The following is a 23,966-nucleotide window of genomic DNA, read 5'->3' on the forward strand; positions in this document are numbered from 1 at the left end:
GTTTTGCCACCCAGCGAGAAGCCTTGGCTGCCAAAAATGCTGCCGTGGTCGCCCGCGATCAAGGCAAGCTTCTCGTCACTGACCCCAGCGTGCGAGACTATCTGAGCACCTGGGTGGAGGAGACCATTCGTCCCACTCGGGGTATTCGTACGTACCTGGCCTATGAACAAGATATCCGGCTGCATATTCTGCCCATGCTTGGACACCTGCACTTAGCACAACTCACGGTGCGGCACCTCCAGCAGCTCTATCAGCACCGACGAGCTGCCGGCGCCGCAGCCTCCTCGATTGCCCGGTTGCACGAAGTGCTGCATCATGCGCTTCGTGATGCCGTGCGTTGGGAGCTCGTTGTCAGCAATGTCGCTGACCAGCTTGATCCTCCCCACAGGCGCCAAGAAGAACGCCTGGTGCTCACGCCTGAGCAACTGAGCCAGCTCTTGTCAGTCGTCAATGGCAATCGGCTCGAAGCGCTCTATGTCCTGGTCTGCACCACAGGGATGCGTGAAGGGGAGCTCTTAGGCCTGCGTTGGAGCGATGTGGATCTTGCTGCCCGCAGTCTGCTGGTTCAACGCACGCTGGGCTCTATCCCGAAGCAAGGCTTTGTCAGTATGCCTCCCAAGACGGCAAGCAGCCGACGACGCCTTGCCCTCACCGAACTGGCGATACGAGCCCTCGTGCTGCATCGAGAGCGACAAGAAGAGGAACAGCGACGGGCCGGGCCACGCTGGCAGGAGCAAAATCTGGTCTTTTGTACCCGCAAAGGAACACCCCTCAGCGCTAGCTACCTGCTCTACCAGCATTTTCGCCAGCTGTTGGTCACAGCACGGTTGCCAGAGGTGACCTTCCATGATCTGCGTCACTCGGTGGCCACGATGCTCTTGGCGTGAGGCATCCACCCCAAAGTGGTGCAGGAACTCTTAGGCCACAGCGATATCTCCATGACCTTGCGGCTCTATGCCCGCCCATGTCTTACCTGGCATGCAACAAGAGGCTGTGGAGCACGTAGCCGCCTGCCTGAGCAATCCATCTCGACTGGTTGCTGTCAAGCCCCTGCCCTTGGAACAAGAGGAGTTGCTCAAGCCCGCTGAGAAGCTGGATAAGGGGACATGTTCACCTTTTCGTTGATGTCTGGTAGAATAAGCAATCCATATTAATATAAAATAATAAATGGCGAAGTCTTACCTCACTATCTAAATTATAGATATGTTGAAGCATTTAGCGCAGGCAGAATATCAGCCAAACCCACTCAGCAACCTGGAATATCAAAAACACCAACCCATTTGACCAGGCAGCTTACATGCGACAAAACCATGACAATTTGGCAGGCTGTGCACAACGTACTCTCCCTTTCCTGAGTTTTGTCGGCGCTCGTTCGTTTATATCATAGAGAGGATTTGTTACACGAGTTTCTACTGCCCTGCAGTTAGCCTCAGAAGACAGGTATGACTTACTCTATGCTCCTGGGCAATGAAATGCCCAGGTCGAAAATTTGTCACTGCCTGTATACCATAGGTATCCATAAGGAGGCCGTCGATGGGGGATCGTACCGGTCAACAGCTCAATAATTATCGCCTTCTACATCTTCTGGGCACAAGCAATTCTGCTGAAGTTTACCTGGCAGAACATATCTCTATGGGCACCCAGGCCGCACTCAAGATATTGCGCCGGCCATTGAGTGAACAAAAGCAACAGGACCTTAGACAAGAGGTATGGGCGCTCAGTCAGCTCAAACACCCCCATATTTTGCGCATGATTGGCGCTGGTTCCAGTGAAGATGAGCATATCCCCTTCCTGGTGATGGAATATGCGCCTGGAGGAAGCTTGCGAGAGCACTATCCTCCCGATAAGATTATGCCTTTAGCCTCGCTTATTCCCTACACGCGACAAATCGCAGAGGCGCTTCAATATGCTCACAGCGAGGGCTTTATACATCGCAATGTCCGTCCCCAGAACATATTATTCGCGGAAAACGGAACCCTCCAAGTGAGCGACTTTGCCATCACGGCAACCTCACAAATGCTCCCTTTACAACATGAGGCATATTATATGGCTCCAGAGCATATCCAGGGGCACGCCTATCCAGAAAGCGATCAATATGCTCTGGCCTGCTGCGTCTATCAATGGCTAACAGGCCATTTACCCTTCACGGGAACTCATATCGCGGAAATCATCTCCCATCAGCTCTATGATTCCCCACGCCCACCACGGATCTACGTTCCAGATATCTCACCGGCCATTGAAGAGGCCGTCCTGACAGCCATGTCCAAAGATGAGGGAGAGCGCTTTGGAAGCGTCCTCGCCTTCGCTCTGGCTCTGGAAGAGGCTGCCAATTTGCCCGCTCCCATAAAGCCTACAGTCTATATTTTGTCTGGTCCCCAGAGTACGCGAACAGAGCAAGGCGCTTCCCTCGCGCCCTTAGCTCTTGCGTCATCAGAGACTGTAAGCCCTAATCAATCATCCTCAGGCGCTGCAACTCCCACTGAGCCTCAAGATGCCAAGCCAACTCAGCGGACAACAGATGAAGTTAGTTCTCATAGTCATGGCACAAATACTTTAAAGAAACCTGCAGTTCCCATTTCACGACGCGCCATCCTTATAGGCCTGGCGGGCCTGACGATTTCGGGAGGTCTCGCCCTCTGGCAGTTGCCGCAAGCATCGCATATCATTTCGCCCAACGCAGACTTGATTTTCACTTATCAAGGCCATAAATCTCATGTCAATAGCGTTGCCTGGTCCTCCGACAGCAAGCGCATAGCTTCGGCGGGAGATGATTTTACGGTTCAGGTATGGGACGCTACAGACGGGAACAATCCCTACACCTATACAGGCCACACAGACGATGTATTTGCAGTCTCCTGGGCAGCAAAGGGTAAGCTTATTGCCTCGGCCGGCCGCGACCACACTGTCCAGATCTGGAACTCTAGTAACGGTACATTGCTACGCATATATAGAGGGCATAAGGCTCAGGTCAATACAGTCACCTGGTCTCCCAATGGCTCTTTGATTGCCTCGGGGTCCAGTGACCATACTGTCCAAATCTGGAACCCTGCAACAGGAAAATTACTCTACACCTATAAAGGTCATGGCGATAGCGTAAATGCAGTCGCCTGGTCTCCCAATGGCCAGCATATTGCTTCTGCCGGTTTAGACAAAACTATACAGGTATGGCATCCCGTTGATGGCTCGCTACTGTATATTTACCGAGGGCATAGCGCATCGGTAAATAGTATTGCCTGGGCTCCAAATAGTAAGCGCATAGCTTCCGCAAGCAACGATTCTACTGTACAGGTATGGGACGCAACTGCAGGCACGCATGTGCTCACCTATAAAGGCCATACAAATCTTGTCTGGACAGTAACCTGGTCACCAGAAGGCAGCTACATCGCCTCGGGAGGTTGGGATGAGACGGTACAGGTATGGAATGCAAATACCGGTGCTCATCGCTACACTTATGGCGACCACACTAATATTATCCATGCTGTAGCCTGGTCTCCTGATAATCAGTTTATTGCCTCAGCTAGCCTGGATCACACGGTGCAGGTATGGTCATCGCCTTAATTGAAGACCTTTTGCCCTGTCTCTCCTCAAGATTGTCTAGCCCTCAACGCGCAAAGGGCAGTGAATGTTTCTGTGAATCGGCGTCGTGCTGCAATGGAGGCAGCGCCTCATCAGAAGATCCGGTCTTTGCCTTAGCCAGGACCTGTTCATAGCTCCGATGTAGCTCCGCAGTCGCTGTCCGCCAGCTCCACTCGCTTCCTTCAATATATAAGCGGGCAGCATTTCCCATCTGCTTGCGCTCCCTACGATGCTCTGCGAGATAGCGTACTGCACGCTCTAAAGCTTGTGGCTGATCAGGCTCAAACAGTAATCCTGTCTCACCTTCCAGGACCAGATCCAGGGAGCCGCCGCGTCTGGCCGCAACCACTGGCAGTCCGGAGGCCATGGCCTCTAAAGTAACAAAGCCGAAGGTTTCAGTTGTGCTGGGCTGCGCAAAAATGTCAGCAGAAGCATAGGCTGTGGCAAGATCTTCACCTTGCAGGGTTCCTAGAAACGTTATAGGTAAACCATTTGCCTGCTGGCGTAACTGCTCAGCTGCCGGGCCATCGCCCACAATTGCTAGATGGCAGCCTGCAAGTTGCGGGAGTGTAGAAATGAGCTTGTCCAGACCTTTTTCAGCAGCCAGGCGCCCAACAGAAAGAATAATAGTAACATCAGGATCTCCGTTCGTTAATTTTTCACGCCATCCACATGAGAAATGCTGTGGATGAAACAAAGCTGTGTCAACACCTGAGCGCCAGAGCGCAACATTGTGAATGCCCCGCGCATTTAAGCGCTCCTGCACAGGCCGCGAAGGGCACAGGTTCAAGGCTGCCTGACTATGTATCCAGCGTAGATATTGCCACAGCGGCTCTTCAAGGACACTCAAGCCATAATGGCGGACATAACCGGGTAGATCAGTATTGAAGGAAGCGACGAGAGGCACACGGTAGCGTGCCGCATAATGCAAGGCCAGCAGACCAATACCACTGGCTGGATTGACGGCATGGATTATTTCCGGCGCAAATTGCTCCAGAGCAGCCCCTGCCCGGGTATGCAACCAGGGAAGCCCAAACCGAAAGCCGCGATAGAAAGGTAGATCTACACTGGGCACTCCAAGTACTGAGATGCCATCATAGTGCGTCGGCAAGCCCGGCATCTCTGGCGCTACTAGCAGGACCCGATCAGCATATCTAGCTTTCAGCTCGCTCAAGGTATGACACAGGCGCGTCACGATGCCATTGGTTTGTGGCAAAAATGTTTCGCTAAAAAAAGCAATGCGCATCTTTTTTCTCTTTCGCTACTAACGAGTCATAACCAGTCCCACAAGAATACCCAGCAGCCCTCCAGCAAATACCTGGATCGGCGTATGCCCCACCAGTTCATAGAGCTTTTGTTGGCTCAATATCTGGCCTTGAAATAGCTTATCCAGTATCTGATTCAGCAAACGAGCCTGCACACTTACCGCTCGCCTGACACCTGCTGCGTCATACATCACTATACCGGCCAGCACAACTGCAACTGCAAAGGCCGGCGAACTGATCCCATCTAGGCGCCCGGCAGCGGTTGCCATGCATGCGACAAGGGCCGAATGAGCACTGGGCATCCCTCCTGAAGACACAAGAGAGCTCAACATGAGTTTATGTTGACTTAACGCGGCATAGATGGTCTTCACAATCTGCGCAATGGCCCACGCCAGAAACGACGCGATGAGAACACGATTATTCAATAATGCATCCATAGTTCCCCCATATCGCGACTTGATGCCTGATCTATCCAATCCTAATTTTAAATGCGGAATGTTATGCTGAGATAAAATTTTGTTTAAGAGGTGATGTAGCGCGTATTATTATGCTATCAACAATAGCTATGGCTGCATTGTTGACAGGGAAACCTTTTCCTTGTGTGGCAAGTAACCAGCGGGATGGGCAAAGCGATAAACTCAAGAACATGGCCGCGATGCCCCGGTCCTCGCCTGTTAGATGTAGCTATTAAGGCACATATCAGATATAACCGTGTTAAGCAACCGGGCAGACTATGCGCCTGCCCGATCTTGCCCACGCTATGCCAACCAACAAATGCTGGCTGGAACTGCTTTATTTTTGGCCTCTAAACATGTTAGAGAATAATAAAAAATTGCCTGCCCTGCACACGCTACACATGTTGAAATATTGCAAGGCAGGCCGCAAAATTATGCCTACTGATCTGTTTTAGCGTTATCTACCTTCCAGTCACTGTCCTCTTTCACCAGGGTCACATGAGTTACAACTGGTTGTGGATAGGCGGCAAAGGTAAGCGTAGCATCTGCTGTGGCTGTTGAACCATTTTCACGCACGTTGCTCACCTGACAGCCCGTTGGAGGACCTGTCAAGGCTTCTTTCTGCTTAAGATCCTGCGTAAATTGCTGCTCCGTCGTCTGAGACTTTTGACGCTTGGAGAGCTGATTGTACATGCTATGGGTATCTTCCCTTTTTACATAAGTACAATAATTTGTCATCACCTGCTGAACCGTCTCTTTAGGTTTTGCCGGCGTCGGTGATGGCATTGGCGATGGCGTGGCAGCTACTGCTGTTGTGCTAGCCTGCTTCTTGCTGTTCTGGTTCGATGCCCCCTTTACAATCACAAGATAGCCAGCACCAACGATTACAATTAATACCAGCACGAGAATAAGTGGTCCCAACAGACCGTTTCTTTTAGACTGTAGATTATTAGAACCACCAGGATATTGTGGTAATGGCGGCAATTGTGGTTGGTGTCCTGGTTGCGGCGGCTGAGCAGGGTAGCCCGCCGGCTGGCCAGGATAACCCTGTTGTGGATAATTCACGCCTGACCTCTGATAAGCCTGGAAGGGCTGCGGCTGACCTTGAAAGGGGGCTTGTGGCTGTTGGGGAGGCTGTACCTGAAAAGGGGGCTGCTGTGGCGGAAAGCCCGATCCTGATTGCCCCATATTATAAGAGGCCGGATAGGTAGAGACATTCGCATTAGCCACATCCTGCCCCGGTGGGGCCAGGACAGTTCTCTCTACAGAGCCGCCCACACTCTCGTAAGTTAATATAGTCGAACCGATACGAATATTATCACCCGACATAAGCATGCGGGGCATATTACTGCCAAGACGTTGCTCATTGAGAAAGGTACCATTCGTACTTCCCCTGTCCACAATATAGTACGCCTGTCCTTCGAGGCGAAGCTCAGCATGATGCCCTGAAGCTTGCCTATCGCTCACTACAACTTGATTATCAGGTGATCTCCCCAATGTAAGAAGAGAAGCTCCCAACGGTATGCGCCCCATTGGACCATTCAGAAAGGCTTCCATGCAACGCTCCTTTATCTGAATTATGCAAATAATATGAATTATAATATAGAAGCCAGCTAACAATAAAGTTATTTCGCGTGATCCCGCTTCTCATAGGGGACCATGAATCTCTGACTCGGTAAAGGTTGTGTGTTGGCAAGCGCCCGACAACAACCAATCTGGCTGGATTGGTAAAGCACTTAATAAACATGATGAGTTATCGGCCGCTGTTTGAAAGTACATTGCTATCATAGCGCATCACCTTGAGAATAGCGCTCTACTCCCCCATATGTCTTAGGTGGCTCCTCTCGAAATCAGGAAATAACTATAGGTTGGAGAAAAAATATAATATAATCCGATCCTGCTCGATCTTGACAAATACAGACATCTTTGACTATACTTGTCTAAAAGATGTCTAGACAAGATAGTGCATATCTGCGCATTTGCAACGCAATTGAATATGATATTCGAGCTGGTAAATTCCGTCATGGGCACCGCCTGCCTGGCGAGCATTGGCTCGCACAGCACTTTGGCGTCAGTCGCATGACGATAAGGCAAGCGCTATCAGAGCTGGCGCGTAAGCAATTAATTACGACACGCGCTGGCTCTGGCAGCTATATCACCTTTGACAACCAGCACCTGGAATGGACGCAAGGCTGGTCTCGCGCTATGACATTACATGGCGCACGCGTCGAGGCACGTGTATTGCATTTTGGCCCACTTGACGATCCCGAGCTAGCTGCTCGCTTTCAGATCAAGTCTCGCTTTATCGCCCTTGATCGCTTGCGCCTGCTGGATGGCACGCGTGCTATTTCCCTCGAACGCAGTCGCATCCCGCTCAATGCAGAGACGGAGGCCCTTCTCGACATCGACTTTGCGCACGAATCGCTCATGGATGCGCTGAGCAATCGAGCCGGCTTATTTCCGGCCAGTAGCGAGGAGTGGATCGAGGTTGCCCGCCTGCGTACCGAAGAGGCTCATTTGCTTGAGCGAGCCATTGGTGAGGCTTTTTTGCTCAGTAGACGTGTGACTCGCGATCAGAAAGGGGCCTTAATCGAACATGTAAGCAGCCTGCTTGATCCTTCGCATTTCCGCCTCCATATCAACTTTGATCTCAACGAAAGACAAAAATGAGAAAGGAGCCCTGGCGCACCTCAGCACTGAGCTATGCGCCACCATCTTTATTTTATGGATGCTATGAGGCAACGCGCCCTGGGAGCACTGGCCGGGCTGGCAATCGGCGATGCGCTTGGTATGCCTACCCAGTTGCTCCCTCGCCAGAAGATCTTACAGCTATTTCCAACGCTTGACAATTTCGCGGATGGGCCTCCTGAAAATGAAATCAGCGCTGGCCAGCTTGCTGGGAGTGTAACTGACGATACTCAGCAAGCTCTGATTATCGCTCGCCTCCTTATTGCCGGCAACGGCCATATCGATACATCTCAGTTTATAGCGCAATTGCTGGCCTGGTCTCGCGAAGCTGAGGCCAATGGCTCTGAACAGTTAGGGCCATCGTCGCGGCGTGCGCTTGAAGCTATTCAGCAGGGGCTACCCATTGAGCAGGCCGGACGACGCGGCGATACAAACGGAGCAGCAATGCGTATAGCCCCGGTTGGAATCGCCGTTCCACCCGCACCTCTTGAGGCGCTTATTGATCTGGTAGAGGATGTCTGCCGTCCCACACACTTTACCGGTCTGGGTATTGCAGGGGCGGCAGCCGTAGCTGCGGCGATCAGTGCTGGCGTGAGCGGTGCAACGTTCTCAGAGGCGCTGCCCATTGCACGGCAGGCGGCTCGGCTTGGGCAACAACGCGGCAATTACTCGCCTGGCGCCAGCATTGGCGAACGCCTCGTCTGGGCTGTTGATCTGGTCAGCCAGCTCGATGAGTCAAGCGCCCTTGATGCCATCTATGATCTTATCGGGACAGGTGTAGCCATGCAAGAGGCAGTACCCGCTGCCTTCGCGCTTGCCTCGCTTTGGCCTGATGATCCCTGGCAAGCCTGTCTGGCCGCCGCACACCTGGGCGGCGATAGTGATACTATCGGGGCCATTACAGGAGCTATTCTTGGAGCTTGTTGCGGTATAGAAGCGTTCCCGCCCCAGGCCATCTCTACTATCGAACGCGTCAATAAGCTTGACCTGCACGCCCTCAGCACGCCACTATTGGCAGTGCGCGCTACTATCAGTACAGCGCCATCAACGTCATAATATCCCTAAACAGGAGGTCATGGCCATGAATGAGCAACAACAGCCACCCCAGTCTGATAAGGTATGGTCGATTGAGTTGCACGGCATTGAGCCTATAGCAGACAACGAGCGGCATGGCACTGCATTTGAATTGTTCTGGGTCTGGTTCGCCGCCAATATTGGCATTCTGGGTATAGTCTATGGCGGCATCCTGGCCACTTCGGGTCTGAATCTCTGGCAGAGTATTCTCGTTGCACTGATAGCGCCTGCAGCTTCTTTTGCGCTGGTTGGTGTCCTGAGCATCGCGGGCAAGTGGGGTGGCGCTCCCACGCTTACCCTCTCGCGCGCGCCCTTCGGCACACGAGGAAATCTGGGACCAACTCTCATTAGTTGGATCAGCCTGGTTGGCTGGGAAACCATCTCAGTGATTACAGCCGCTTATGCTCTGCTTGGTCTGCTCAATCTTGTTGGGCTACCTTCAAATGTGTTCTGGACTATCGTCAGCCTGATCATCATTGCGGTACTGGTTGTAGTTATTGGCCTGCTTGGCCATGCAACGCTTGTCTGGATTCAACAGGCGGCCACCTGGATCTTTGGCGCGTTGACTCTGGTTGTGGTTGTCTTCCTTCTTGCGCGTACAAACTGGTCAGCTGTGCTCGCAGCCCAGCCAGGACCCTGGGATACAGGAGTGCTAGCAACCCTGAGCATTATCATCGCCGGCACCGGAATAGGCTGGGCCAACGCCGGGGCAGACTACGCCAGATATTTACCTCATAAGGTTAAAGGAAGCTCTATCGTTGGCTGGACAGTATTCGGCTCTACGCTTCCGCTCTTTGTCCTTATTTTAACGGGCCGCCTTCTCGCCAGCCACCTCAGTAACCTGGCTAGCGCCGAAAATCCTGTATTGGCCATTGGCAGCGCTCTTCCATCCTGGATGGCTATTCCTTATTTAATTACGGCCATTGGCGGTCTGGTGGCTGGGGCTGATCTCTCAATCTATTCTTCAGGCCTAAATCTGCTGGCTATTGGCTTGAAGATCGAACGCTACAAAACTGTCATTATCGACGGCGTGCTCATGATCGCAGGAGCGATTTATGTTATGCTCATTGCGCAGAACTTCTTCACTCCTTTTGAGAGCTTCCTGCAATTGCTCGCCGATGGGCTTACTGCGTGGTCAGCGATATTCCTCATAGATATGCTTAAACGGCGCTCCTATAATATTGCAGGCCTTACCGATACAAGTGCGCGCAGCTCCTACTTCTACATAGCCGGTATCAATCGCGCGGCTCTCATTGCCTGGCTCCTGGGTATTCTGGCGGGCCTGGCCTTTACGGTTTCTCCCTGGTTTAGTGGCCCCTTTGCGATCGGTATTTTTGCGACAAGTAGCCTGGGTTATCTTATCGGTTTCCTGGTAAGTGCGCTGATCTACTGGCTGCTCTTCGTCTGGGGAGCTAAAGGGCAATCCTCTGCTGATCAACAGTCCTCTTCCTATGAATTGCCACGCGAGGTAACGCTATGAAAAGTGCAGCCCGAAGGCAACCTCAGCGGCTAGTCCTTATTGGTAGCGTATTGATAGATATTCTCATGTATGTGGATCACCTGCCCGAACGCGGTGGCGATAGTGTTGCCCGACGTACAATGCTTACCTCTGGAGGTGGCTTTAACCTTCTAGCCGGGGCCAGGCGACTGGGCCTGTCAGCAGCTTATGCCGGCCGGGTAGGCGACGGACCTATGGGAAACCAGGTTATAGCAGATCTGGAGGCGGCGGGCATTCCGCTTCTGCTTCCCCGCGTGCGCGGAGAAGATAGCGGCTTTGATATCGCGCTGGTTGAGCAGGATGCAGAGCGTACGTTTGTTACCGCCCCCGGGATAGAGTCACGTCTGCGCCTGGAAGATCTGCGCCAACTTTTCCTACAGCCAGGAGATGCCGTTTACGTCTCCGGCTACGAGCTCTGTTATCCAATCTCAGGGGCAAGCCTGGAATCCTGGCTACCAGGGCTTTCCGAGCAAGTTCTATTGGTTTTTGATCCGGGCCCTCTTGTGGCAGAAATTCCGGCCACACGTCTTGAGCATTTACTGACACGAGTTGACATAATAAGCCTAAACGCCCGCGAGGCTCACATTTTGACTGGAACTACTAAGCTTGATGATGCTACAGCCTCGCTTGTTCCTCGGATCGCCTCCAGGGGCCTGGTTATCGCTCGCGCAGGTGCTGAGGGATGCTGGATAGCCAGCTCGACTCATGCCCCTCAACATATCCCTCCACGTCCTACCCGGGCAGTAGATACAACTGGAGCTGGGGATACACACGTTGCGGCGCTTCTGGCTCGGCTCGCCGCCGGCGACGATTTTGCCTCAGCAGCTTACCAGGCCAATGTCGCTGCCTCGATCTCTGTGGAGAGACCGGGACCAGCAACTGGTCCTACGCTCCAGGAGCTGGCTTCTACATTAGAAGCCATGCATGGATCTTCACTACCAATTTTCTCGTCCCAGCCGCATTGATACACAGCATGAGGCATAGCAGATAACTCTTTGGGACATTTTCGCCTGGGGAGAAAGCTATGCCTCCAACTCCCGCTCCGCCTACCTTTTCTCTTCTCCACAATCTCAACTACCACCTGTTTAAATATTGGCGCCCAAGCCCACAACAAGGATGGAACATGCAGCTTGGAAGGGCCGCTGAGCAACAATCAGCTTGCGTCTTCAAGAAGCGAGCCAGCCCAGCCTCTGGGTCTGCAAAGCAAATATGCTCCTCTCTCTGAGAAAGATTGGGCCATGAAAGGGTAAGGTTGAGTAATGAGAGAGCCAGGCTAATTTTTCAAGGAACATTGACAAACACTTTTTATCTCTTTAATCTGTTATTAAGCTACTAGTTTGCTAAAATGGATCATTAAAAAATGTTCATCCATAGATAAAAATATAGAAAGCTGTAAATGGATGCTAGAAAAAAGTCCCTCTGTACGTATTCTGCAAGCCCCAAACGACGAGTTTCATATACCTGTGCGCCCGGAAATTGCCCGGCTTGCGCCCTATATTCCTGGCGAATCATCGCAGGAATTTAGCAAGCGCACGGGCTTCCCTCTTGAAGCGCTGCTCAAGCTGAATTGCAATGAAAGTCCGTATGGCCCCGTTGCTGCTTTCCAGCGTCAACTCCAGAACTATACATTCTATCAACAGTACCCTGATACACAATCCTATCAACTGAAGACCGCGCTGGCTGCATATACGGGCGTACATGAGCATGCCATTGTGCTTGGGCACGGCAGTATGGAATTGATCACACTGCTATGGAGCCTCTTTCTCTCTCCCGGCGACGAAATCATCAGCTGCCCGCCTACCTTTTCCCTCTATGCCACCGCTGCTGCGCTCTGCGGAGCACAGCTAGTCTCTGTCAGGCGCCGGGCCGATTACGAGATTGACACGCGGGCTATTCTCGCCTCGCTCAACCCCAGTACGAAGATGATCGTAGTGTGCTCCCCCAATAACCCGACTGGCAACCTGCTCGCCCAGGAGGATCTGCTGACCTTGCTGGATACGGGACGTATTGTGGTAGTGGATGAGGCATATATCGAGTTCTCAACCCGACCAGCAGGCTATGCTCACCTAGTAGGGCGCTACGAGAATCTTGTCGTGTTGCGCTCCTTCAGCAAGTGGGCAGGCCTGGCTGGTCTACGCATCGGATATGGTCTCTTCCCTGAGTGGATTGCCTCTTATCTGCGTCGAATGCAAAATCCCTTCGAGGTCAATGTACTTGGACATATCGCAGTTATCGAGACGCTGGCACATCTGGAGGAAGCCATGGAAAAGGTGCAGCGTGTGATTGAGGAACGTGGACGCCTCTATCGCATGCTAGCCCAGCAACCATTTCTCGACCCCATTCCGTCGCAGGGCAACTTCGTTCTAGCCCGCATCCTGACCGAGCAGGTAGCGCTGCCACAGATCAGGAAGGCCGTTGAGGCTGATGGCATCCTGCTGCGCTACTTCCCCAACCTCCTCGACGGCCAGGACTTCCTGCGCGTCACTGTTGGCCTGCCAGAACATACCGCGCGCTTGAGGAGCGCATTAGCTCATGTAGGTCTGCCGTCAGCTGAGTGTCTGACAAGCAACTCACTCCATTGGCGTTTTCTAGAAGAGTTTCTATGCGATCTTAACAGTTGGGCCACATGAGCGGAATAACCTGTCTCAAGGGAGTAAACTTCAAAAGAGGTGCCTGTGACCACCTTGTTTGACTTAGAGCGCTTCGTAGCTAAGCCAAGAAGATCATCATGGGCACTAGTAGAAAATCCTTGACACACACTTTCTGCTCAAAGACAAGCTTTCCGTCAAAACAACTAATGCAAAAGAAGCAATGGAAGTACTATAGACAAAACAGTAAAATTCAGGGCATCTAAGACTCCATGATAGAGAATGCTGGCAACAATATTGCGTGTACGCAGTAAGACAAATGCCAGGGTCACTCCAAAGACGGCTTGAAATGTGATTGTCTGCATTACAGCTACTGCAACAGGCAAATGGAGGAGCGTAATATTGGTGAACACATGGTATACACCAAATATCAAAGATGCAACCACAATCCCCCAGGATGTGCCAAAGGCACGTATCAGTCTGGTCATCAGCACACCCCGAAAAGCAATTTCTTCTTCTATGCCAGGGGAGATAAATGTATTAAGCAGCTTCTTTGCTCCCATGTGCTTACCCATCACTGTAGCGAGAAGTGCCTTAAATATCCCTGTCTGTATCAAAAGCAGATATTGGATAAATGCATATTAACATATATATTATAAGGTTAATACCCAAAAAATTCAAACCATGTATAAAAATCCCACTAAAGCTATTCCGTATGCAAGATTCATTATAATTACTTAGGGCTTGAATGGCACTGAGCGTCAACAGCAAAAAGGACTTGCGCACCCACGCCAGGCAGGCAGGAGACAAGGATAATAACCCTTCTGCTGGAGACAAGAATGCTTCAAGCGGCCTGGAGAGAGAGAAGAGAAGGAATTAAGTTGCGCCTCTATGATAGAATGATACCATATATTCGCACGGGGAAACAGCATCAGGCTGACAAAGAGGTATCGACATGTCACTTATACACTACAACCAGCAACCAGTGCTACGAGATCCCATTGTGGTAGTTGCGTTTGGCGGCTGGAACGACGCTGCCGACTCGGCAACCACAGCTATACAATTTCTGGTTGACCGCTGGGCACCCCAAAAAATTGCAGAAATCGACTCGGAAGAGTTTTTTGTTTTTACCGAAACGAGGCCCACGATCAGGCTTGTAGACGGGATACAACGGGCGGTCGTCTGGCCTACCAACCAGTTTCTAGCTCATGTTGCATCAGACCTCAGTCATGATGTGATCCTCTTTCTAGGAACTGAACCTCAGCTAAAGTGGAAAACGTTCAGCAATATCTTCCTGGATGTCTGCAAGCACTTTAATGCTTCAGAGGTGGTATTTCTGGGTGCTCTTTTAGCTGATATTCCGCACTCTATCGCCGTTCCTATCTCAGGTACCTCATCTAATAGCGAGGTCAAGGAACGCTTGCACGAGATGGATGTTCATACTTCGCGCTACGAAGGTCCGACTGGAATAGTTGGCGTACTACATGATGCTTTCCAGCAAATTCATATTCCAACCGCAAGCTTATGGGCAGCCGTTCCTCACTATCTGGCCGCTACGCCAAATATCAAAGTAACAGCCGCCTTGCTCACTTATCTCAATACCTATCTATCCCTGGGGCTTGATCTCAGCGATATCCAATCAGACGCTGTGCACTTTGAGGAGCAAATTACAGCCCTGGTAGCACGCGATCCAGAGGCCAGTGCCTATGTGCGCAAGCTAGAAGAGCAATTGATAGCTAATGCCGAGGACGAGGACGAAGATGAAGATGAGGACGATGAAGAGGGCATAAGCCCCGATTCAATAGCCAATACTGGTCCTCTACCCAGCGCAGATACATTGATTCGCGGAGTTGAGGAGCTCCTACGCAAGCAACGCGAGAATGGACAGAGTATGCAGGATGACGATGACGAAGAGGAGGGGAGATGAGTAATACCCCTAATGATCTGAACGCTATTCTTCAACCACGCTCAGTCGCTATCTTAGGGGTTTCCCGCTCCCCCCAAAAATGGGGCAATGTCGCGGCAAAACAGCTTATTCAGGGCGGCTTCCCAGGAGAAATTTATCTGATAAATCCTTCTGTACCGGAAGTATTGGGGCGCGCTACCTATCCCAATTTACGTGCAGTACCGGGTCCTGTCGATCTGGCGGTTATTGCCACTTCCTTTCAGCATGTTGAGCAATCGGTCGCCGATTGTATTGCTCACGGCGTGAAGGGCATTGTCATCATTACCGCCGGATTTAGCGAGACCGGGGAAGAGGGACGTCGGCAGGAGCAAGAGTTGGTGGCCCGTTGTCATGAGCATGGTATTCGTATTATCGGCAGCAACTGCATGGGGCTCTATGTTAAGCGTTCCCGGCTTAATGCTTTGGGAATGGTCTTTCCTCTCCCTGCCGGACCTATCGGTCTGGTCTCGCAGAGCGGCAACCTAGGCATGTATTTTTATGCTCAGGCTCATCTCGATGGTCTTGGCTTTACCACGTTTTTAAGTCTTGGCAACTCTATTGATGTGACCTTTCCTGAATGCATGCAATATCTAGCCAATGATCCCGATACGACGGTCATCGCTGGCTATGTTGAGGCAATTTCCGCGGAGCGCTTACGTGAGGTTACGCTGGAAATGTATCGCCAGGGTCATTACAAGCCTGTGGTTATTCTCCTTAGTGGTGCAACCGAGGTAGGCGTGCGCGCGGCCCTTGCCCATACAGGCTCACAAGCCACTATACGTCCCGATAACGATACTAGCCTGGCTGGCAGCGGCGTCATCCGTGTAGTGCGCTCAGACGAGCTCTTTCCGGTTGCCCAGGCCCTGGCCCAGCAGCCCCCTACTCCCAGAGGCGGGCGGCGCATAGCGATTATTGGCGATGGTGGTGGCAGCTCGGTTGCCACAGGAGATGCGGCTATACGCGAAGGTTTAGAGGTTCCGCTTCTCAAGACCGAAACCCAGCAGGCTTTAAAAGCGCTCATGCCCGCCCGCGCCACGTCAACCAATCCTATCGATGTGGCAGGAGCGGCCGATGAAGATCCGCTCTCCTTCGCCCACTTGACCGAAGTATGCTTGCGCGATCCCGCAATCGATGGCGTCATCATTACCGGACTCTTTGGCGGCTATCGCTGGCTGCTCTCAGAAGACTTTGGGGTCCGTGAAGAGGAAGCAGCACGCGCGCTTGGACAGCTGGTTAGGCAATACCAAAAGCCAGTCCTGGTGCAAACGATCTATGCCAGGAATGATATACCAGCATTACATATTCTACGCGCGGAACATATTCCCTACTACGAGTCTGTAGAGATTACCTGTCGCGCGATGGCTGCGCTGGCAGAGATAGGTCAGTTTCTCGCCGAACAAGCCTAAGGAGAAGGGATGCCTTCTATTGGCATCCCCATCCAACTTGTATCATGAATTTAAAATATATTTTGCATCTTCTGCACGATTTCATGAGCTTCTTGCACGATACGCTCTAGCAAGGCTTGTGCGCTTGGGATATCGTTAATCAATCCAATGACCTGGCCGGCCCACACAAATCCTTCATCAAGCTCTCCTGCAAGCGAGGCGCGGGTATTAACGCTCCCCGAATGTAGGGCAAGAGGCGCTTCAGGCGCTCTTCAGGGGAAAGTTGCTGCTTTTCTAGCTCAGCTTCTATTTGCAAGATCTCCTCAGCCAGCCGTCCTTTTAGCACGCGCGCAGGCCTTCCCAGCGCCCGTTCGATCACCAGCGTATCGGTCTCTTTGGCGGCGATGAGGGCTTGCTGATAATTCGTATGCGCATTGCTCTCCTGTACAGCGACAAAACGCGTCCCCAGCTCTATACCTTCGGCTCCCAGGGCCAATGCTGCAGCCAAGCCTCTCCCATCAGCGATTCCGCCACTGGCCAGCACTGGGATCTTAACGGACTCCACAATCCTCGGCGTCAGTACCATCGTACCAATATCATCTCGTCCTAAATGTCCCCCTCCCTCAACGCCTACCGCGATAACTGCATCTGCTCCCAGAGCTTCCGCCTTACGCGCAGCACGTACGCCCGCGACCAGCACCATAGTACTGACGGCGACACCACTTTGTTGAATGCGGCGCAGGAGCGCTTCAGGGTTGCCGCCTGTAATGCTGATAACTGCAGGTTCCTCGGCTAACGCTGCATCCAGAAAGCTCTCTAGCGGGATATGCCCAATAGGAAAATTGACGCCAAAGGGCTGCTCGGTCAAGCGTCGAGCTTTCTGAATATCTGCCCGTAACTCTTCAGGCGTTGCAAAGCAAGCGCAACCTATCTGGCCCAATCCACCCGCATTAGAGACTGCGGCCGCCAGTTCCGCAAACGAGAGATGGGATAGCCCTCCCTGCACAATGGGATAGCGGATTCCGACAAGCTCGGTAAAACGCGTATGCATTCTCTGAGGTAGTGACGACATCGGCAAAGATCCTCTTTCCTTAGCATAAAAAAACTGATCGACTTGAAACGTTGTATCACATCTCAAGCCGACCAAGCAACGGGTGCGCTTCTATTTGTCACTAACTATCTATAGCACATCTAACGTGGCATAAAACTCATAAGCAATGCAATAAGTAAACTTAAACCTACAGCGGTACTCAGAAAGATCATTACCCACTTACCAAGGTAACTCTCCGGGCCCTTATTTGGCACTCCAATGCTCATAGAGAATTGTTCTTCGGCGACTGCTTCCTGATTTGCCAGGGCAGGGCGTAGGCGCTGTACCCGTCCAAATCTCTTCGTTCCGATCGCTCCCCGAGAGTAGAGGTACATACTAATAACAACGCCACATCCTATAGTCAGGCCAACAATCAACAATACAACAAGAAAGGCCATTATAGACATCGTAATCGCTTCCTCCATTCTCAGGCTGTTCGTCCATCCAGCCTTACCAGTGCACTTTACCTCACTCTAAGAAGTAAGACGTATCTTTCTGGTATATGTCAAATTCAAGGCTTTACATCTTAATATGTAAATGACACGGACGACAGCCTTTGATGGATGCAAATTAACCTATCTATATACTGCCTGGCTGCTGTTATAATACTACTGTCACACGGCGTTGTTTGCCGCCCCGCAAAAAGCTAAGCGCCAATTTCTCTCCTACTTTATGGCGCCTTACAATCCGCTGCAAATCTCGTGGCTCTGTCACCGCTTCGCCATCAGCCGTAATGATAATATCCAGCCGCTTCAGCTCCGCCTGCTCTGCAGGGCTACCGGGCCGAATCTCCAACACTTCCATCCCAAACTGCTGGGTTAAACCAGAGCTATGGCGCTGGCTCTCCTCAAGACGCACACGCATACCGCCCACACCTACAGAGACGCCTCCTGGCGCAACTGTGCGCTTATGAGCAACACGAGCAATGACATCTTTTACGACATCGAGGGGAACCGAAAAACCAAGTCCCTGCGCCATGGGCATCATGGCAGTTGTAATCCCAATCACGCGCCCGGCGCTATCAACGAGAGGGCCGCCAGAATTGCCGGGATTGATGGAGGTATCAGTCTGAATCAGCCTGGTCATTCTCCGTACACCCGGGGCTTCTAATGTACGATCCAACGCGCTAATTACGCCAGCGGTTACTGTCCAGTTCAAGCCATAGGGATTACCCACGGCGATTACCAGCTGCCCTACGCGCAAAGGGGTCCGCCCAAGTTCCGCCACCGGCAAATGATCAGCCCCGATCCTTAGAATGGCCACATCCACTTCGGGATCGCTGCCTACAAGACCGGCATCAAACTTACGGCCATCGGCAAGGGTGACTTGAATATGCCCTGCATTCTCAACGACATGGGCGTTAGTAAGAATTTGTCCATCAGAGGAGAAAATGAAACCAGAGCCCAGGCCGCCTCCAGATCTCGGCGGAGCACCATAATAGCCATAGCGTCTTCCCTCGCGCTCTACATCAATACGCACAACCGCCGGTCCAACGCGTTCAGCTGAAGTTGTCACAGCATGAGAATAGGCATCCAGTGCCTGCGCATCTTTCTCATATGTACTCATAGTAGGTATCGTACCTTCTTGTGGAACCTATTCAGCGCATGCGTGCGAGGCTACGACTCAATAAGTTTGATATGTATTTTATCACATGCGTAAGGCAACTGTGTACTCGCAAGCACGTGCACGGCACTCACAAAGGTGTTACTTGCGTGTAGGCGCGCTCATTCCTCCTCAGCTCAGGGATCGCTGTCTCCCCCCATACTGTGAGGTAATACCAGATACAGTTAAAATCCTCGGCCCTCATCTCATCCAGCGCGCTAAGGTATAAAACGTCTGCTTCTTCCTGGGTGGCGATACCAGCTTTCAACAATAACGGTTGTACCAATTTGAGGAAGACCATCATATCCTCATAAAAGCTCTGATGTCCCCTGGCTCCCGCAGAACAATCGACGGCAAAGGCTCTATGCTGGACGTTCTGGCAACCAGCGTTGCGTAAAAAGCGCCCCAGCATCGGTGTGATAGCAATATGTCGCCCATCTGGCGAAAACGCATTTCCTCCCATATGGATGGCCTGCGTACATAAGCCGAATAGTTTCTCAGTCATGGGACTATTGCTGATAAACCATTCACAATCGGTCAGGCGAATAACGCCGCCTGGCCGTGTGATACGGACGCACTCTTGAATAAGCATTGGCCAGCTATTGAGGGATCTAAACATAAATGATGCGATCAGGCGTATATTCACCAGGTCAAAGGAATGCTCTTCAAACTCTAGCGGCTTCAAAATATCCATTACTTTGAAGTGAGCATTATTTAACTTATGTTGAGAGACCTGAAAACGCGCATAATCGATCATTAACTGGCTGACGTCCACGCCTGTTACTTGTTTATCAGGATACTCGAAGGCTACCTCCAGAACCCATTCGCCCGGCCCACAAGCCAGATCGATGATATCCTGGAACAGGGCCGGCTCGGCCTGCTCAGCCAGTGGCCCTCCCATAACTTCAGTCAGCAGGCGCGCTTGTTTTGTTAGTCGCGCCATCTCAGATGCGCTTTCCGGGTCGGTAAAATAGGCAGTTTTATCGTGCGTATGATCTGGCAATATTGGCATAGCACACCCTACTTTCTATCAGGAGAGAAGACTCCAGATGCGATGTAGAACTCTAAATATGTCCACTAAGCTCCTTATACTGATGCTTATGGAAACTTAATCCCAAGGTCCAGGTCTTCTTTTATAAAATCTATTTGTCACCCCTATCATACAATCTCGGTTCAGGCATTTGCTCGTCAGGGGTAAGGCAAGCTATCGGAGGAGAGGACATTGATCCAAATGGAGCAAGCCGTTTGCGTGATTTGCTAGTTTTTTCTTCGCTCAGCGTTATCCGTATGGTCCACAACGAGGAACATTTCCCATACATTGAAGCGAACACCTCTTCCCTGTTCTCCACCCATCCGCTATACTTATGGGGTTGGGTGATTGCTGCGCTGGGTGATTGGGAAAATGAAACACACATAAACAGGCGGATCTATGTCGAAATCATCATTGCACATGCTCACCTGGTCAGAAGAACATCACTGCTATGACCTCACAACGAGAGGACATTTCCAACGCACTTTTGCTCCAGAAGATACACGAGAATGGCCGGCCTGGCTAGAAGAGCACACAGCGTTTGCGTTTGAGGGACAGACAGGCCATCTCAGCGTGATCAAAGAGGTCCGCGCGCGTGCAAGCTATTGGTATGCGTATCGCAGGCGAGCCGGGCGTACGCACAAGCGCTATCTGGGGCATAGTGATCAGCTTTCGTTTTCGCGCTTAGAAGAAACTGCTCTTATACTTACCAATCCTCACTCATCTCGCCAGGTCCCACAGGCAGATTTCAAACCGGCACAACAGCGAGCTACCTTCCAACAGAAGGAACCAATGAAGCGAGCGCCTGTTGCGCCAGCTTTCGCTTCCATCCCACTACTCGCGCCCAAACTGCAACTTCCTCGGCTTCCAGCCTTGCTCGTTGAACGCCCACGCTTGCTCCTGCTGCTTGAGAGGGGACAGAAACAGAAACTTACTCTTGTCCAGGCCCCTGCCGGCTCAGGAAAAACGACGCTGGTCCGGCAATGGCTTGCCTCTCGTCAAAGGCCGGCCGAAGCTTCCCAAAGCATGACTGAACCAGTAGCCTGGATCTCGCTTGATCGCGGCGATAATGATCCGGTGCGTTTCTGGTCTACTATGATTACTGCCTGCCAGACCATCTATCCATTCGTCGGAAAGGAAGCACTCTCGCTCCTTTTCCAACCTTTTCGGTTGTCTTTTTCACCATCACCGCTGCAGACAGCGTTAACCTCCTTGCTCAATGATCTGGCCAGTGAAAGCTCGGCTGGGATACTGATTCTGGAGGACTATCACCTTATCGAGCATCCTCGTCTCCATGAGGCACTTGCTTTTTTCATCGAGCATCTGCCCACTTCTCTGCATCTGCTCATCCTGACTCGCAATGAACCGCCTCTTCCGCTCATGCGTTGGCGCGCCCGAGGAGAGGTACTAGATATACAAGGTGGTCACCTGCGTTTCTCTGTTGAGGAGACCGCCCTTTTTCTGCAACAAGTTCTCCTAAAGCCTCTTTCGCAAGAAGTTGTGCGCATGTTGCACGCCCATCTTGAAGGTTGGGCAGCCGGACTACGCCTGCTCACCTTGAGCATACAAGGTCAAGAGACACCGCAGAGGGTTGAGAGCACCCTCGCACAGCTGAGCATGGGATCTCCCTTTGACCACGCTCATCGGCCCATCCAGGAATATTTCCTGAGCGAAGTCTTCAATGCGCAATCAGAGCCACTTCAACTCTTTTTGCTCCAGACCAGCATCCTCGGCCATTTCACCGGTTCCCTTTGCGATGTGGTGACTGGAAGGACGGATAGTACGGCATGGCTAGCACAGGCCCAGCGTTCCGGCTTCTTTCTGGAAGCGACGGAGAGCACAGGCCAGTGGTATCGCTATCACGCCCTTTTCGCCGAGATCTTGAGGGCCGAAGCAATCCGTCGTCTGGGCAAAGACGCGCTGTGCCATCTCTCGGCAAAGGCTTCACGCTGGTATGAAGCACATGGAATGCTAGTGGAAGCCATTGAATCTGCTCTTGCGGCTCGGAAGTTCGAGCGCGTCGCTCTTCTCATCGAGAAACTCAATGAGCACGTTTATTTCTCCGAGCACCATACCATGCAGCGCTGGCTAGAACAGCTTCCTATTTCCCTGTTACATACCCATCCTGCTCTGTGTTTTCTCTTCGCTCAGGCGAAATTCTTCTCCGAAGAAGGAAAGGGCTCCATCTGGAGACTTGAGCCGGTCGATGATCTTCTTCAGATGGCCGAAGAGGGATGGCGAGAGTGTGGGGATATGTTTCAGCTTGGCATCCTTTCTGCCTTTCGTGCCACATTTACTATAGTTCATGGTTTGATCGCCAGGGCAGTTGTCTACGCCCGCCAGGCACTCCAACTGTTGCCCCCGGCAGCGGAACGACCATATGCTTCCCCTAACCGCCAACCACCTGAGTGGATCGAATGGCACTGCGGCTGCCTGATTACGCTGGGGATGGAAGCTATGCAAGCAGGGCTTTTTAATACAGCCCATCACCATGTGCTTGAGGCATATACTCTCAGTCAGGGCAGCGAGGATCGCGTCTTTGCCCGCGTCAGCGGAAATTTACTTGGCGATATCTGCCTTGAAATGGGTGAGTTCCATCAGGCAAGCTCCTACTACCAGCGGGCGCTTGCTGAAAGTCCTATACTCGATGAGAGCGGTGATGATCTTCTTCGTGCGGGTTCCATCTCCGGGTTGCTCCATCTCGCTTATGAACGCAACAAACTGGATCAAGCAGAGCAGTTAATCCGCGAAGCATCTCTCCACAACTACAGAGGCAACTTCTTGTATGGAGAAGGATATGCCCATATGAAGGTAGAACTTTTCAGGCTCCTGGTACTCTCTACCCGTGGCGAGGCAGATAAGGTGCAAGCTTCACTTTCTGCACTCCAGGTGCAGCTTCGCACTTTTCCTGATACGCATCCACTCCTCCTGGATGTCCTTATCTGGCAAACACGTTTACAGATCAGAGCTGGCGATCTTTCCGGGGCTTCACGCACGCTGAACATGCTCATGTGCCAGGAGCAAGAGCTGTCTCAGGCACAACAGAACACGATGCACCTGCTACAGGCTCGCCTGCTCCTGGCAAGGGGGGAAACGGCAGCCGCATTACCTTTGCTTGCACAACTCCTAGCCTCAGCACAACATGGGAAACATCTCTATCGAGCTCTGGAAATTCGGCTTCTCATTGCGCTCGCTCATATCGCTCACAAGCAGGAACATGAGGCTCGCCAACAGCTTTATGAAGTTCTCTCACAGGCGCGCCACGAGGGATTCCTGCGCCTCTTCCTGGATGAAGGAGAGCCTTTAGCTGCCCTTCTGCGCGCTATTGTCCCATCTTTCACTGAGAAACCTCTGCGCTCCTACACGCTCCAGATTTTGCACGCCTTTCCTGCCTGGCAGGCTTCCCATTCTGCAAACCAAAATATGGTTGAAAGCTCGCTGCTGGAACCGCTTTCAGCACAGGAACAGCGCGTGCTCACCTTACTGGTCGCCGGACGCAGCAACCCGGAAATCGCCCAAACCCTGATCATCTCTGTCAATACTGTCAAAGGGCACGTGAAAAACCTCTATCGCAAGCTGGGGGTGACGAATCGTGTGGAGGCCAGTGAGGTTGCTCGACGCGAGCAGCTACTCTAGCATTACTCTATAACCATCCACCCAACCCCCCGATTGGGTCGCGCATTCTCATCCATGTATTGGCTATACTCAACGCAGTATATGGATGCCAACCTTCCAAACACATCTACACAGGCATTACGAGTTGAAAAGGC

The 23,966-nt window shown here is 51.9% G+C and carries 18 protein-coding genes; 10 read left to right on the forward strand and 8 right to left on the reverse strand.

Going from position 1 to position 23,966, the window contains the following annotated elements:
- The first annotated feature begins 23 nt into the window (after nucleotides 1–23).
- Both EPA93_RS16835 and EPA93_RS16840 read left to right on the forward strand, forming a co-directional pair.
- Complete coding sequence (locus EPA93_RS16835; protein WP_422877881.1) at nucleotides 24–887, forward strand: tyrosine-type recombinase/integrase; 864 nt, start codon at nucleotides 24–26, stop codon at nucleotides 885–887.
- A gap of 646 nt (nucleotides 888–1,533) precedes the next feature.
- Nucleotides 1,534–3,558: a serine/threonine-protein kinase gene (locus tag EPA93_RS16840; protein ID WP_129888622.1), complete on the forward strand. Its 2,025-nt coding sequence runs from the start codon at nucleotides 1,534–1,536 to the stop codon at nucleotides 3,556–3,558.
- A gap of 43 nt (nucleotides 3,559–3,601) precedes the next feature.
- On the opposite strand, the gene EPA93_RS16845 is transcribed toward EPA93_RS16840, so the two are convergent.
- The 3 genes from EPA93_RS16845 to EPA93_RS16855 all read right to left on the reverse strand — a co-directional run bounded on the left by EPA93_RS16845 (nucleotide 3,602) and on the right by EPA93_RS16855 (nucleotide 6,853).
- Nucleotides 3,602–4,822 carry a glycosyltransferase family 4 protein gene (locus EPA93_RS16845; protein ID WP_129888623.1) on the reverse strand — a complete coding sequence of 407 codons (1,221 nt, stop codon included), beginning with the start codon at nucleotides 4,820–4,822 and terminating at the stop codon, nucleotides 3,602–3,604.
- Between the two features lie 18 nt (nucleotides 4,823–4,840).
- Nucleotides 4,841–5,278 (reverse strand): divergent PAP2 family protein, encoded by a 438-nt coding sequence (locus EPA93_RS16850; RefSeq protein WP_129888624.1) that lies wholly within the window; start codon nucleotides 5,276–5,278, stop codon nucleotides 4,841–4,843.
- A 456-nt stretch (nucleotides 5,279–5,734) separates the two neighbouring features.
- The gene (locus EPA93_RS16855) at nucleotides 5,735–6,853 is read right to left on the reverse strand and encodes an FHA domain-containing protein (protein ID WP_129888625.1); all 1,119 of its coding nucleotides are present in this window, start codon (nucleotides 6,851–6,853) and stop codon (nucleotides 5,735–5,737) included.
- A 390-nt stretch (nucleotides 6,854–7,243) separates the two neighbouring features.
- Between EPA93_RS16855 and EPA93_RS16860 the strand changes: the two genes are divergently transcribed.
- The 5 genes from EPA93_RS16860 to hisC all read left to right on the forward strand — a co-directional run bounded on the left by EPA93_RS16860 (nucleotide 7,244) and on the right by hisC (nucleotide 13,186).
- Complete coding sequence (locus EPA93_RS16860) at nucleotides 7,244–7,966, forward strand: GntR family transcriptional regulator (RefSeq protein WP_129888626.1); 723 nt, start codon at nucleotides 7,244–7,246, stop codon at nucleotides 7,964–7,966.
- A 63-nt stretch (nucleotides 7,967–8,029) separates the two neighbouring features.
- Complete coding sequence (locus EPA93_RS16865) at nucleotides 8,030–9,040, forward strand: ADP-ribosylglycohydrolase family protein (RefSeq protein WP_207229574.1); 1,011 nt, start codon at nucleotides 8,030–8,032, stop codon at nucleotides 9,038–9,040.
- 25 nt (nucleotides 9,041–9,065) lie between these two features.
- The gene (locus EPA93_RS16870) at nucleotides 9,066–10,538 is read left to right on the forward strand and encodes a purine-cytosine permease family protein (RefSeq protein ID WP_129888627.1); all 1,473 of its coding nucleotides are present in this window, start codon (nucleotides 9,066–9,068) and stop codon (nucleotides 10,536–10,538) included.
- Complete coding sequence (locus EPA93_RS16875; RefSeq protein WP_129888628.1) at nucleotides 10,535–11,521, forward strand: PfkB family carbohydrate kinase; 987 nt, start codon at nucleotides 10,535–10,537, stop codon at nucleotides 11,519–11,521. Before EPA93_RS16870 ends, EPA93_RS16875 begins: the two co-directional genes overlap by 4 nt.
- A 435-nt stretch (nucleotides 11,522–11,956) precedes the next feature.
- On the forward strand, nucleotides 11,957–13,186 hold the full coding sequence (gene hisC, locus EPA93_RS16880; protein WP_129888629.1) for a histidinol-phosphate transaminase: 1,230 nt from the start codon (nucleotides 11,957–11,959) through the stop codon (nucleotides 13,184–13,186).
- Nucleotides 13,187–13,350: 164 nt separating this feature from the next.
- Here hisC and EPA93_RS16885 read toward each other — a convergent pair whose 3' ends face one another.
- Nucleotides 13,351–13,707, reverse strand: a complete 357-nt coding sequence (locus tag EPA93_RS16885; protein WP_165423195.1) for a CPBP family intramembrane glutamic endopeptidase — start codon at nucleotides 13,705–13,707, stop codon at nucleotides 13,351–13,353.
- A gap of 392 nt (nucleotides 13,708–14,099) precedes the next feature.
- On the opposite strand from EPA93_RS16885, the gene EPA93_RS16890 reads away from it, so the two are divergent.
- On the forward strand, nucleotides 14,100–15,071 hold the full coding sequence (locus tag EPA93_RS16890; protein ID WP_129888631.1) for a PAC2 family protein: 972 nt from the start codon (nucleotides 14,100–14,102) through the stop codon (nucleotides 15,069–15,071).
- Nucleotides 15,068–16,495 carry an acetate--CoA ligase family protein gene (locus tag EPA93_RS16895; RefSeq protein ID WP_129888632.1) on the forward strand — a complete coding sequence of 476 codons (1,428 nt, stop codon included), beginning with the start codon at nucleotides 15,068–15,070 and terminating at the stop codon, nucleotides 16,493–16,495. The genes EPA93_RS16890 and EPA93_RS16895 overlap by 4 nt, the downstream gene beginning before the upstream one ends.
- 139 nt (nucleotides 16,496–16,634) lie before the next feature.
- Here EPA93_RS16895 and EPA93_RS16900 read toward each other — a convergent pair whose 3' ends face one another.
- From EPA93_RS16900 to EPA93_RS16915, 4 genes are all read right to left on the reverse strand, one after another.
- On the reverse strand, nucleotides 16,635–17,546 hold the full coding sequence (locus tag EPA93_RS16900; RefSeq protein ID WP_207229575.1) for an NAD(P)H-dependent flavin oxidoreductase: 912 nt from the start codon (nucleotides 17,544–17,546) through the stop codon (nucleotides 16,635–16,637).
- A gap of 119 nt (nucleotides 17,547–17,665) precedes the next feature.
- Entirely contained in the window at nucleotides 17,666–17,971 is a 306-nt protein-coding gene (locus tag EPA93_RS16905) for a hypothetical protein (protein ID WP_129888633.1), read from the reverse strand.
- A 193-nt stretch (nucleotides 17,972–18,164) separates the two neighbouring features.
- Nucleotides 18,165–19,130 (reverse strand): S1C family serine protease, encoded by a 966-nt coding sequence (locus EPA93_RS16910; protein ID WP_129888634.1) that lies wholly within the window; start codon nucleotides 19,128–19,130, stop codon nucleotides 18,165–18,167.
- A gap of 127 nt (nucleotides 19,131–19,257) precedes the next feature.
- Entirely contained in the window at nucleotides 19,258–20,178 is a 921-nt protein-coding gene (locus EPA93_RS16915) for a class I SAM-dependent methyltransferase (protein ID WP_129888635.1), read from the reverse strand.
- Nucleotides 20,179–20,595: 417 nt separating this feature from the next.
- Between EPA93_RS16915 and EPA93_RS16920 the strand changes: the two genes are divergently transcribed.
- Nucleotides 20,596–23,832 carry a winged helix-turn-helix domain-containing protein gene (locus EPA93_RS16920; protein ID WP_129888636.1) on the forward strand — a complete coding sequence of 1,079 codons (3,237 nt, stop codon included), beginning with the start codon at nucleotides 20,596–20,598 and terminating at the stop codon, nucleotides 23,830–23,832.
- Nucleotides 23,833–23,966: the final 134 nt, after the last annotated feature.

This window comes from Ktedonosporobacter rubrisoli (genome assembly GCF_004208415.1).
Taxonomy (GTDB): Bacteria; Chloroflexota; Ktedonobacteria; order Ktedonobacterales; family Ktedonobacteraceae; genus Ktedonosporobacter; species Ktedonosporobacter rubrisoli.